Here is a 12165-nt window from a genome sequence, read left to right on the forward strand (position 1 = left end):
CGATCCCCTGAGGACACGTGATGGAATGGGGGCGCGCGATGCGAGAGCTGTCGACCGCGATTGACCACCTGGCCATCGAGGACCCTTCCGAGGTGCCCCGGGCCCAGCTGGCCGAGCAACTCATCGAACTCCACTGGCAGATGGCCCGTCTCCAGGCCCAGATCGCCCGCCGCACCGCCGTACGCGTCTTCTGACCGGGAAGCGTCCTACAAGGGCGCACCGCGGCCTTGCGGCCCCCGCGCCGACTCCGGGGGCGCCGGCGGGCTGTGCGGCCGCAGGTGGGGGCTTCCGGGCCGCGCAAGGCCGCCTGGCGGGCCCAGACAGCCCATAAGCGCAGGTTAGGAATGTCTTAAACGTTCCGTAAGGGGTGCCCGGCAAGCTGAAGCCAGTTGGAAGACACCCCCGGAAGGACGCACGACATGCGCAAGCTCAAGCTTCAGCTCCAGATCACCGCCGACGGCTACATGGGCGGCCCGAACGGCGAGATGGACTGGATCTCCACCCCGTGGAGCGAAGACCTCGGCACCTACGTCAGCGCCATCACCGAGGGCGTCGACACGATCCTGCTGGGCCGCAAGCTCGCCGAGGGCTTCATCCCGCACTGGGCCGCCGAACCCGAGGGCGAGGACAAGGAGTCGGCCGCCTGGATGACGGACACGCCCAAGGTCGTGATCTCCAGGACCCTCACCGACTCCCCCTGGGACAACACGAAGGTGGAGGCCGACGTGGTCGAGGCCGTCCGGCGCCTCAAGTCCGCCCAGGGCGGCGACATCGTCACCTACGGCGGCGCGGAGCTGGTGGCGAGCCTGCTGGCCCACGGCCTCATCGACGAGCTCAACCTCCTGGTCGAGCCGGCCGCGATCGGCAAGGGCCTGCCGGTCTTTCCCGACCTCGGCACGCCCCAGCGGCTGCGGCTGGTGTCGGCCACGCCGTTCGCGTGCGGCATCACCGCCCTGCGTTACGAGCCGAAGCCCGTGTGAGCGGCGGGCGTACCGGGCGATGGGCACAAAAAGATGGGCACAAAAAGGAGCCCCCAGACGGCCCGTCACCACGGGGGTCACGGGCTGGGGGCTCGGTTTGAACCGTCAGGCGGACAGCCTGGCGGTGGCGACGCCGGTCTCGAAAGGGAACCTGTCGGCGAACGCCGGGCGCAGGTCCGTCAGCCAGACGGCCTGCGGGTCGTACTGTGCGAAGAACGGCCGGCCGACGAGCGAAGGATCGCGTGCCTGGATGAGGTGAAGCACGAAGACCTTCTGGCCGGCGATCTCGGTGACGCCGTCCACACACACCTTGCCGGGCGTGGCCGACATCGAAGGCCCGCGCACCGTGCGGCAGAGCCCGGAGACGGAGGCGTAGGCCTCACGGAAGACCTCGTACGCGTCGGCCAGCGGAACCGCGAAGTAGTCCTGTGGTCCCGTGTCGCGCTCGACGAACATGTAGTACGGGATCATCCCCATACGCAGCTGCCGCTTCCACATGCCTGACCAGATGGCCGGATCGTCGTTGATCGACCGGATCAGCGGAGCCTGCGTCCTGATGGTCGCCCCCGTGCCGAGAATCCGCTCCACTGCGGATTCCACCAGCGGCGAGTCCAGCTCGCGCAGGTGCGAGAAGTGAGCCATGAAGGCGAGGTTCTTCCCGGCCGCGACGACCTGCTCGAACAGGCGGAGCGTGTCGTCGGCGTCCGGGTCGGTGGTGAATCGCTGTGGCCAGTAGGCCAGCGACTTGGTGCCGATTCTGATGGATTCGAGCTGCTCGACCTCCAGCAGCGGCTCGATGTAGCGCTTGAGCACCGGCTCACCCATGATCATGGGGTCGCCGCCGGTGAGCAGGACGCTGGTGACCTCGGGATGCTGGCGTACGTATGCCACCAGCTGGTCGATGTCGTCGGAGGCGAACTTGAGGTCCGCGTCGCCGACGAACTGGGCCCAGCGGAAGCAGTACGTGCAGTACGCGTGACAGGTCTGCCCCTGTTTGGGGAAGAAGAGCACGGTCTCCGGGTACTTGTGTTGCATGCCGGGCACCGGTTCCCTGCCGATGCGCGGGACGTTGAGCTCCATCTGCCCCGCGGGATGCGGGTTGAGCTGCGCGCGTACCTTGTTGGCTTCCGCGTTCAGCTCGGCGGTCGGCGCTTCGGCCTTGAGAAGGTCGGCGAGCCTGGCCACGTCGGCCGCGGGCAACATGTCTGCCAGCGGGAAGACGAGGCGGTACATCGGGTCGTCGGGCGCTGCCGACCAATCTATGAGTTCATCCACGACGTAGGCGTTGGTCCGAAAGGGCAGCACCGTCGCGACGGCGCGCACCTTCAGACGTTCCTCCTCGCTGAGCCCCGCACGCAGCAACAGCTCGTCGAGGTGCTTGGACGTGTACGCCCGAAAGCGTCGCGTTCCTGCCTGGTTCAAGATCACTAGGCCTTTCCCATCTTTTTTGTTCGATCGGATGTAAACCTCTCGACCCAGTCGTGCGTCTAGGGTTCTTATACCCGGACGCGTGCGAAGCCACTTCTGGTTCCGCTGGGACCCAAGATTCTCCTGAGGACCGCCTATCGCGACATATCGCGAGAGGACATACACTGCGGTTTGTGACCGACGATCCCGTCCTGCGTGCCTCAGATGCCGACCGCGATCGAGTCGCCGCGGTGCTGAGCGAGGCCCTGGCCACCGGACGACTCACCACAGTCGAGCACGCGGACCGGCTGGATGTCACATATTCCGCCAAAACGGTCGGCGAACTCATCCCCCTGACCCGCGACCTGCCCGACATCACCGGCGCGTCCACCCCCGTCGTGGTCGAGCGTCAGAACATCAACTCCACCTTCAGCAAGATCATCAGAAAGGGCCGCTGGGTCGCCTCCCGCCACACCCGGCTGAACGCCCGCTTCGGTGCGATGATCGTGGACCTGTCCGACGCCGTCCTGCCCGGCCGCGAGATCACCCTGCACATCGCCGCCCGGTTCAGCAAGGTCATCGTCCGGGTGCCCGACAATGCCAGGGTGGTCGACGAGGGCGGCTCGGCGTTCGGCAAGCGCAACGTCTCCGGCGGCGTCGAGGGCGACGGACCACTCATCCGGGTGACAGGCACCTCCGCGTTTTCCAAGGTCATCGTGACGCGCGGGGTCTCAGACTGGAACCTGGCGTAACGGCTGCCGCCCCACCTGCCTACGATGCGTGTGGGGTGAGAGTTGTCCGACATTAAGCCGATCGCACTGGACGCCATGGGCGGCGACCACGCGCCGCACGAGATCATCGGCGGCGCGGTCCACGCCGTGCGCGAGCGCGGCCTGTCCGTGGTGCTCGTCGGCCCGCCCCGCGTGCTCTACGAGAGCCTCGCCGACCACGGCGCCACCAAGGAGATCCCGATCGTGCGGGCCGAGGAGGCCCTCGCGATGGACGAGGGCGCGCTGGCGAGCCTGCGCCGCCCCCGCTCCAGCATCGCGATCGCCTGCCACCTGGTACGGCAGGGCAACGCCAGTGCCGTCGTGTCAGCCGGATCCACGGCCGGAATCGTGGCCACCGGCCGCCTTCGGCTCAAAGGCCAGCAGGGCGTGCTGCGCCCGGCCATCGCCGTGGCCCTGCCCACCCGCCCCAACCCCGCCCTCCTCCTGGACGCCGGCGCGAACGCCGAGGTCAAACCGGAGATGCTGGTCCAGTTCGCGCACCTGGGCGCCGCCTACGCCGAGACCGCCTACGGCCTCGGCAAACCCCGCGTCGCCCTGCTCACCATCGGCAGCGAGGCGGAGAAGGGCAACAAGCTGGTCCGCCGCGCCCACGAACTCCTCCTCGCCTCCCCCTCCCTCCACTTCGTCGGCAACGTCGAGGGCTACGACCTGCTCACCGGCGCCGCCGACGTGATCGTCACCGACGGCTTCACCGGCAACGTGGCGCTCAAGACGATGGAGGGCTCGGTCCGCTACGCCTTCGGCGAGCTCAGGGGGGCCATCGGCGACAGCCGCATGGCCAAGCTCGGCGCCATCCTGCAACGCTCCACGCTGCGCGAACTGAACCGCCGCCTCGACGCCGAGGCCTACGGCGGGGCCGTACTCCTCGGCCTGAACGGCACCGTCGTCATCGCGCACGGATCGTCGAAGGCGCCCAGTGTCAGCGCCGCCTGCCAGCTCGCCGCCGACCTCGCCAAGGGCGGCATCGTCACCCGCGTCGGCGAGCGCGTCGCCGCCACCCATCGCACCCATCGCCTGTGGTGACCCCGTAGTGTTTTGCCGGTGATCCACAACATCGGGGGGTTGTGTGGACGGGCTGACTTCCGCTCAGGTGGCCGTCGCGCCACGTAACGACGCACCGCGGCGCTCCAGCCGCTCGCTGTGGGCCATCATCAGGGCCAATGTGTTCACGCTGTTCAACCTGGTGATCGCGATCCTCTGGGCGCTGATCATGATCTTCGGCGAGTGGCAGAACGGCCTGTTCGGCCTGGTCATCGTCTTCAACGCGCTCATCGGCATCGTCCAGGAGCTACGCGCCAAGGCCACCCTCGACAAGCTGGCCGTGGTCAACGAGGCGCCGGTCCGCGTCCGCCGCGACGGCAGGGACCAGGAGATCGAGCCACGCGCCGTGGTCCGGGGCGACCTCATCCTGATCGGTCCCGGCGACCGGCTGCTGGTCGACGGCGAGGTCGTGGCCTCCGACGGGATGGAGATCGACGAGTCGCTGCTCACCGGCGAGGCGGACGCCGTACACAAGCAGCCGGGCGACGAGGTGCTGTCCGGCAGCTTCGCGGTCGCGGGCAGCGGCGCGTTCGTCGCCACCAAGGTCGGCGCCGAGGCCTACGCCGCCAAGCTCACCGAGGAGGCCAGCAAGTTCGGCCTGGCCCGCTCCGAACTGCGCGACGGCATCACCAAGTTCATCCGGTACATCACCTACCTGGTCATCCCCATCGGCGCGCTGCTGATCTGGAGCCAGGTACGCAACGAGGCCGACTTCGGCACCGCCATCACCGGCGCGGTCGCCGGCATCGTCACCATGATCCCCGAAGGCCTGGTGCTGATGACCTCGATCGCCTTCGCCGTCGGCGTGGTACGGCTCGGCCAGCGCAACACCCTGGTCCAGGAACTGCCCGCCATCGAGGGCCTGGCCCGCGTGGACGTGCTCTGCGTCGACAAGACCGGCACCCTCACCGCCGGCGGCATGGACCTCGACGAAGTGCTCCCGCTGCGCGGCGGCGAACCGGTCGACGACGCCCTCGCCGCCCTGGCCAACGTCGACCCGCGCCCCAACCCGACCGCGCAGGCCATCAAGGAGCGCTTCCCGGCCATGCCGCCGGGGTGGGCGGCCACCGAGGCGGTGCCGTTCTCCTCGGCCAGGAAGTGGAGCGGGGCCGACTTCGCCGAGCACGGCCCGTGGGTGCTCGGGGCTCCCGACATCCTTCTCGAACCGGGCAGCGAGGGCTTCGAGGGGGCCGCCGAACTGGCCGCGACCGGGGCGAGGGTTCTGGCGCTGTGCCGTACCTCGTCGCTGGACGGCGAGGGCACGGCCGAGCCCGTCGCCCTCGTCACGCTCAAGCAGCGCATCCGGCCCGACGCCAAGGAGACGCTGGCCTACTTCGCCCGGCAGAACGTCACCGTCAAGGTCATCTCCGGCGACAACCCCGAGGCCGTCTCCGCCATCGCCGTCGGGCTCGGCATCCCCGGCGGCGAACGCGCCGTGGACGCCCGCACACTCCCCGAGAACGACCCGGAAAAACTCGCCGACATCCTGGAGAAGAACACCGTCTTCGGGCGGGTCACACCGGTGCAGAAGCGGCAGTTCGTCGGGGCGTTGCAGTCGCGCGGGCACACGGTCGCGATGACCGGCGACGGCGTCAACGACGTGCTCGCGCTCAAGGACGCCGATCTCGGCATCGCCATGGGCGCGGGCAGCCCGGCCACCAAGGCGGTGGCGCAGGTGGTGCTGCTGGACAACCGGTTCGCGACGCTGCCGTACGTCGTGGCCGAGGGGCGGCGGGTGCTGGCCAACATCGAGCGGGTCTCGAACCTGTTCCTCACCAAGACCTTCTACGCCATCGTGCTGTCGCTGCTGGTGGGGGTGCTCGGGCTGATGTTCCCGTTCGAGCCGCGGCACTCGACGCTGGTCAACGCGCTGACGATCGGCATTCCTGCGTTCTTCCTGGCGCTGGCGCCCAGCAACGAGCGGTCCCGGCCCGGGTTCGTGCCACGGGTGCTGCGCTTCGCCGTACCGGCCGGGGTGATCTGCGCGGCGGCGGTGTTCTTCTCGTTCTGGGCGGCGCACTCCGGGACGTCCACGCTCACCCAGGACCGCACCACCGCGGTCATCACGCTCTTCCTCACGACCTGGTGGGTGCTGGTCCTGGTGGCGCGGCCGCTGCTGTGGTGGAAGATCGTGCTGATCGCGGCCATGGCCGTGCTGTTCGCCGTGTCCTTCGCCGTGCCGCTGACCAGGTGGTTCTTCGCACTCGCGCCCTCCGACGTGAGCAACGACCTGCTCGCGCTCGGAGTGTCCGTGGTGGCCGCCATCGCCATCAGTATCGCGGTCAAGGTCACCGGTACCCTTAAGACATGACCGACCCGCAGCTAGTGCTCACCGAGCGCGTCCAGCAGGCGCTGGCCAACGCGTTCGGCGCCGAGTACGCCGACGCAGACCCGCTGATCCGGCCCTCCCAGTTCGCCGACTTCCAGGCGAACGTCGCGATGAGCCTGGGCAAGCGACTGCGACGGGCGCCGCGGGAGGTCGCCGAGGCCATCAGCGCGCAGATGTCGGACTTCCCCGGCACGGTGGAAGTGTCCGGTCCCGGCTTCCTGAACATCACGCTCGACTCCTCCTGGATCGCCGGCGAGGCCGGGCGCATGCTCGCCGACCCCCGCGCGGGCGTCGGCCAGAGCACGCCGCCGCAGCGCATCGTGATCGACTACTCCGCGCCCAACGCGGCCAAGGAGATGCACGTCGGCCACCTGCGCACCACCATCGTGGGCGACGCCATGGCCCGCACGCTCGAGCACCTCGGCCACACCGTCATCCGGCAGAACCACCTGGGCGACTGGGGCACGCCGTTCGGCATGCTCATCGAGCATCTGCTGGACATCGGCGAGGACGCCGCCGTCGCGCAGCTCGAAGCCGGCGCCAGCACCGAGTATTACCAGGCGGCCCGCGCCAAGTTCGAGGGCGACGAGACGTTCAAGACCCGCTCGCGCGTCCGGGTGACCACGCTGCAGTCCGGCGACCCCGAGACCATGCGGCTCTGGCACGTCTTCATGGAAGCGACCATCCGCTACTTCAACAAGCTCTACGACATGCTCGGCGTCACGCTCACCGACGCCGACATCGCCGGCGAGAGCATGTACAACCCCATGCTCGAAAAGACCTGTGACGACCTGCAGGCGATGGGCGTCGCCGTCGTCAGCGAGGGCGCGCTCTGCCTGTTCCCGCCCGGCTTCACCGGTTCCGACGACAAGCCGCTGCCGCTCATCATCAGGAAGAGCGACGGCGGGTACGGCTACGCCTCCACCGACATGGCCGCCATCCGCTACCGGGTCGACGACCTCAAGGCCGACCGGATCCTCTACGTCGTCGGCGCCGACCAGGCCCTCCACTTCCGGATGGTGTTCGCCGCCGCCGAGCAGGCCGGCTGGCTGCCCGACACCGTCTCCGCCGAACACATCCAGATCGGGATGATGCTCGGCAAGGACGGCAAGCGGTTCAAGACCCGTTCCGGCGCGTCGGTCAAGCTGATGGACCTGCTGCACGAGGCGGTTGACCGGGCGACGGCCGCCATCGACGACCGCGGCTACGACGAGACCACCAGGGCCGAGATCGCCCACGGCGTCGGCATGGGCGCGGTGAAGTACGCCGACCTGTCGGTCAGCCACGACAGCGAGTACGTCTTCGACTTCGACCGCATGCTGGGCTTCACCGGCAACACCGGCCCGTACATGCAGTACGCCACCGCCCGGATCCGGTCGATCTTCCGCAGGGGTGAGGTCGAGGCGGCCGCGGTGACCGGCCCGATCCTGCTGGGCGAGGAGGCCGAGCGCGCGCTCGCCCTTCACCTGCTGTCGTTCGGCAGCGTCGTCGAGCAGGTGGGCAGCCTGATCGAGCCCCATCGCCTGTGCGCGTACCTCTTCGAGACCGCGAGCCTGTTCAGCACCTTCTACGAGCAGTGCCCCGTTCTCAAGGAAGGCGTCGACGCCGAGACCCGCGCGTCCAGGCTGGCCCTGTGCGCGCTGACCCTGCGCGTCATCGAAACCGGACTCGACCTCTTGGGCGTCCCGGTACCCGACCGTATGTAAGACATGTCGTGCTAACGTGCACGCCTGCTTCGCCCAGGTCTGGAGGGGTTTCTCGCCCTCTTCAGACGCGGCGGTGGGCGCGCCTCCCTCTGGTTGGCGCGCCCCCCGGCTAGGCTTTACGCGGTCATGAATGTGAGGCCGATATTTGGGGGAGTTTCCGCCTTGAGCACGGATCTGACCGCAAGCCCCCCAGCTGCGACTGAGCTTCACCGCTACGCTGAGGCCCTGCTGGCGCACCTGGCCGCCAACGGCTCCGCGCCGCCTCAGACACACGAACTCCACGACGTACCCGGCTACTGGCTGCCGCCCGCCGTGGAAGCGCTGGTCGCCATCCTGTCCGGCGACGATCCGATCGAACCCCTGACCAGAGCCGCCGGCCGCGACCAGCAGAAGACCGCGTTGTTCCTCTGCCTCGCGCTCGCCGTCGCCGGCCACGGTGGCCGCATCCACGCCTCCTGGCTCGGCACCGCCTTCGGCGAGCTGTCCACCGAGCGGCCCGTCACGCATGGGCAGCGGGGGTTGTGGCTGGCCGCCGCCCGTGGCGCGTACGGCCCGGCCGGCAAGATCTTCGTGCTCCGGAAGCTGGACGCGCTGGCCGTACAGGAAGAAGCCGACCCGCGCGCCTGGGTGCAGGCGCTCGCGCCCGGCGAGCCGTCGGTGGTCGTGCCCGAGTCGCTCGTGGACTTTCCGGAAATGGCGGAGATCCCGGAACTGGCCCGTCCCGCGCAGGCCGCCGCCCGCCTCGCCCGGCTCCGCGCTCGCTGCACCGAGATCACCTCGGCCAAACAGGCCGACCAGGAGGCCTCCACGCCGCTCACGAACAGCGCCGGCAGCCCCGCCACCACCTGGGCGGAGGACGAGCCGATCGCGGTGCTGCGCTCGCTGATCGGCCTCGGCGGCCCCGAGGGCCCCATGGGGTCGCTGACCGCGCATCTGCTGGACGACCTGCGTCCCGGCGCCGATCCGCACCTCGCGGCGATCGCCCTGCACGTGGCCGCGCCGATCCTGCGCGAGTTCGCCGACGAGTTGGAGTCCGACACCCAACTGGTGCCGCCCGCGACCGTCACCGTGTCGCTCCTGGGGCACCGCATCGTGCTCCACCCGGAAGGGCCGGACCAGGAATCGTTCGCACAGGCAGAACAAGAGATCGTGGCGACGGGCATCATCCCGCGCCGACCGCCGATCGCGGCCTACGCGCTGCTCGCCCTCGGCGTGGCCGCCGTGGTCGCCTTCGTGGTTCATGGCCTGTTCGCAGTGCTGGGCGTGGCCATGCTCGGCCTGGGAGGCTGGCTACTTCGCAAACGCCACCAGGCCAACGAAGCGGATAGTCGTTACGTCACCGCTCAACTCAGCGAGCTTCGCGAACTCGCCGACGGCGCGGTGTGGGCTCTCCACGCCTACGCCCGCGAGGCCGAAGCCCGCGCCAAACAGGCAGCGGAGGACTCAACCGATGTCAACCGGTTGATCCGCCGCGGCCCTCGCGCCGCCTAGGTGGTCTCGATCTCCACATGCGCCGGCGCGAGCAGGAAGACGCGGTCGGCGATGCGCTCGATCCGCCCTTCGCACCCATAGGCAAGTCCCGCGGCGAAGTCGACCATCCGGGTCGCCTCGGGCATCGGCATGCCGGTGACGTCCATGATGACCGTCTGCCCCTCGCGGAAGTGCTGACCGATCATCGGCGCGTCGTTGTACTTCAACGGCTGCACCATCACAATGCGTGACGACTCAGAGGTGGACCTCCACCGCTTCGCCGCCCTCTCGGACGCCGGCATGTACTCGTCTTCGTACTGCTCTTCTTCGTAGGCCTCGTCGTAAGGATCGACGCCGCCCAGGCCAAGGTAGCTCACCACCTTGCGCACTGCCCCCATCGGTATGTCCTTTCCTCAGGAACTCACCGTAATCGGCACGTCCCCACACATTGGACGGTAACCGACGATTCCTCGTTCGCCATGCGACACGCCCAGCACTTATTCCATTTTGTACGGCTAGCACCCTGGTTGCAGCTGGATTACAAGCGGCCTATAGCATCCAAACCATGCGTGTCTACACCGTGGACGCCTTCACCGATGTGGCGTTCAGGGGTAATCCAGCGGCGGTCTGCCTCTTGGAGTCCTCCGCGCCCGCGGCCTGGATGCAGGCGGTAGCGGCCGAGATCGGCCTGTCGGAGACGGCATTCCTGCTGGACAATTCACTGCGCTGGTTCACCCCCGCTGTCGAGGTCTCCCTCTGCGGGCACGCCACCCTCGCCACGGCCCACGTCCTGTATTCGACCGGCGCCGCGAGCGGCCAACTCAAATTCGAGACCGCCAGCGGAATCCTGTCTGTGAATCGCACCACAGATGGCATGATCACAATGGACTTTCCCGCCAAGGAAGTGACGCCCGCCACTCCTCCAGCCGGCCTGGCAAAAGCGCTCGGCGTCGTCCCGGTGCAGGTCAGCACCGCAAAAGGCGACCTGCTGGTGGAGCTCGAATCCGAAGAACAAGTCCGCACCCTATCCCCGGACATCACCGCCTTGTCACACCTGGCGGCACGTGCGGTAATCGTCACGGCCCGCGGCGTTTCCACGGACTTCGTATCCCGTTTCTTCGCCCCGAAGGTCGGCGTCCCCGAAGACCCGGTAACCGGCTCCGCCCACTGCGCCCTGGCCCCCTACTGGGCGCCGCGGCTGGCCCGCACCACGATGACCGCCGCCCAGCTATCCCAAAGAGGCGGCCTCATCCACATCACCCTCCGCGGCCCCCGAGTAGACCTGGCCGGCCACGCCATCACCATCACCTCCAGCCACCTCCACATCTAGGTGACCCACCCAAGACCCCGCTGCCGCATTCTGCCCAGCGGTCACACAGCGGCCCGCTGTTGCACAGTGGTCCCCGGTCCAGGGCCCCGCTGCGGCACGCTGCACTGTCCCCGCCCACTCGGCTTCTCACCGTCTCCGGAACAAGCGGCGGGACACAGACTCAGAGCGAGATGTCACAAGGGACACGCGGGGACAGTCCCGGCCGCCGTACGCGTTGCGCCAAACACGCCCGCTCAGCCTTTCACCTCACCGGCGCCAGACAAGTGGCGGGACGGAGCTGAGCGCCGTGCGCGTTGCGCCGATCACGTCCGCGCGGGGTGCTCGCCGCACCGGCGCTTGACAAGCGTCGGGGAGGGCACCGTGGATTGGGAGGGCGAGGTGGCCGGGAGGGTGGCGAGCCCTTGCGGGCGGGCGCCGTGCGCGTTGCGCCGTTCACGTCCGCGGAGGGTGCTCGCCGCACCGGCGCTCGACAAGCGTGAGGGAGGGCGACGCGGATAGGAGGCGGGTGGGAGGCGAGGCGGGCGGGGAGGGGCTGCAAGCCCTCGCCGGTGCAGGGTGGGAGGCGGTAAGCCCCCGCCGGTGCAGGGTGGGGGCGGTGAGCCGTCGCCAGCGCCTCGGGGAAACCCAGCGCCTCCGGGGGAACGCAGAAAAGGGGCCACCCCGCGACGGCGGGACAGCCCCTTCGGAACGCGAAAAAGGGGCCCGACCCTAAGGCCAGACCCCTTCTCCTCTTGCATGTTTTTGTGCGGCGGTGACCTACTCTCCCACACCCTCCCGAGTGCAGTACCATCGGCGCTGGGAAGCTTAACTTCCGGGTTCGGAATGTAACCGGGTGTTTCCTTCCCGCCATAACCGCCGCAACCCTTCGAGACACTGCTTGCTGTCTCAGAATTGCGTAGTGGACGCGAGCAACAGAACCCATCATGGTCTGCCGAAGTACCGGTGTGCGCTGCTCTGGACCCGGCGAAGAGTAACAGAGCGCTGCAACCACCACACCTGCAGCAGAACCCCTTTTGGGACTGTGTGCTTTGTGGTCAAGTCCTCGGCCTATTAGTACCGGTCAGCTCCACACGTTACCGTGCTTCCACCTCCGGCCTATCAACCCCATCGT

Annotated in this window: 10 protein-coding genes and 2 rRNA genes; 8 read left to right on the forward strand and 4 right to left on the reverse strand. The window is 68.5% G+C overall.

Annotated elements, in window-relative coordinates; all coding sequences use genetic code 11:
• Positions 1-38 precede the first annotated feature (38 nt).
• On the forward strand, positions 39-194 hold the full coding sequence (locus ACFWYW_RS18390; protein ID WP_379626114.1) for a hypothetical protein: 156 nt from the start codon (positions 39-41) through the stop codon (positions 192-194).
• Positions 195-419: 225 nt separating this feature from the next.
• A complete protein-coding gene (locus ACFWYW_RS18395; RefSeq protein ID WP_379626116.1) occupies positions 420-980 on the forward strand; it encodes a dihydrofolate reductase family protein in 561 nt (186 codons plus the stop codon).
• 105 nt (positions 981-1085) lie between these two features.
• On the opposite strand, the gene ACFWYW_RS18400 is transcribed toward ACFWYW_RS18395, so the two are convergent.
• Positions 1086-2408, reverse strand: a complete 1323-nt coding sequence (locus ACFWYW_RS18400) for a KamA family radical SAM protein (protein ID WP_379626118.1) — start codon at positions 2406-2408, stop codon at positions 1086-1088.
• Positions 2409-2581: 173 nt separating this feature from the next.
• Here ACFWYW_RS18400 and ACFWYW_RS18405 point away from each other — a divergent pair, with 173 nt between their 5' ends.
• From ACFWYW_RS18405 to ACFWYW_RS18425, 5 genes are all read left to right on the forward strand, one after another.
• A complete protein-coding gene (locus ACFWYW_RS18405; protein ID WP_379626120.1) occupies positions 2582-3139 on the forward strand; it encodes a DUF1707 domain-containing protein in 558 nt (185 codons plus the stop codon).
• Positions 3140-3181: 42 nt separating this feature from the next.
• A complete protein-coding gene (gene plsX / locus ACFWYW_RS18410; protein WP_379626122.1) occupies positions 3182-4201 on the forward strand; it encodes a phosphate acyltransferase PlsX in 1020 nt (339 codons plus the stop codon).
• 43 nt (positions 4202-4244) lie between these two features.
• Positions 4245-6530 (forward strand): HAD-IC family P-type ATPase, encoded by a 2286-nt coding sequence (locus tag ACFWYW_RS18415; RefSeq protein ID WP_379626124.1) that lies wholly within the window; start codon positions 4245-4247, stop codon positions 6528-6530.
• On the forward strand, positions 6527-8254 hold the full coding sequence (argS, locus tag ACFWYW_RS18420) for an arginine--tRNA ligase (protein ID WP_379626126.1): 1728 nt from the start codon (positions 6527-6529) through the stop codon (positions 8252-8254). The genes ACFWYW_RS18415 and argS overlap by 4 nt, the downstream gene beginning before the upstream one ends.
• A 162-nt stretch (positions 8255-8416) precedes the next feature.
• Positions 8417-9745 carry a hypothetical protein gene (locus ACFWYW_RS18425; protein WP_379626128.1) on the forward strand — a complete coding sequence of 443 codons (1329 nt, stop codon included), beginning with the start codon at positions 8417-8419 and terminating at the stop codon, positions 9743-9745.
• Here ACFWYW_RS18425 and ACFWYW_RS18430 read toward each other — a convergent pair.
• Positions 9742-10122, reverse strand: a complete 381-nt coding sequence (locus tag ACFWYW_RS18430) for a cell division protein SepF (protein WP_184976456.1) — start codon at positions 10120-10122, stop codon at positions 9742-9744. The genes ACFWYW_RS18425 and ACFWYW_RS18430 overlap by 4 nt on opposite strands.
• A 167-nt stretch (positions 10123-10289) precedes the next feature.
• Between ACFWYW_RS18430 and ACFWYW_RS18435 the strand changes: the two genes are divergently transcribed.
• Positions 10290-11054: a PhzF family phenazine biosynthesis protein gene (locus ACFWYW_RS18435; RefSeq protein WP_379626131.1), complete on the forward strand. Its 765-nt coding sequence runs from the start codon at positions 10290-10292 to the stop codon at positions 11052-11054.
• A 743-nt stretch (positions 11055-11797) separates the two neighbouring features.
• Here ACFWYW_RS18435 and rrf read toward each other — a convergent pair.
• Positions 11798-11914: ribosomal RNA gene (gene rrf, locus ACFWYW_RS18440) — 5S ribosomal RNA — on the reverse strand.
• 170 nt (positions 11915-12084) lie between these two features.
• Positions 12085-12165 (reverse strand): 23S ribosomal RNA (locus ACFWYW_RS18445); the annotation flags it as partial.

The sequence above is a fragment of the Nonomuraea sp. NPDC059023 genome (assembly GCF_042740095.1).
Classification (GTDB): domain Bacteria; phylum Actinomycetota; class Actinomycetes; order Streptosporangiales; family Streptosporangiaceae; genus Nonomuraea.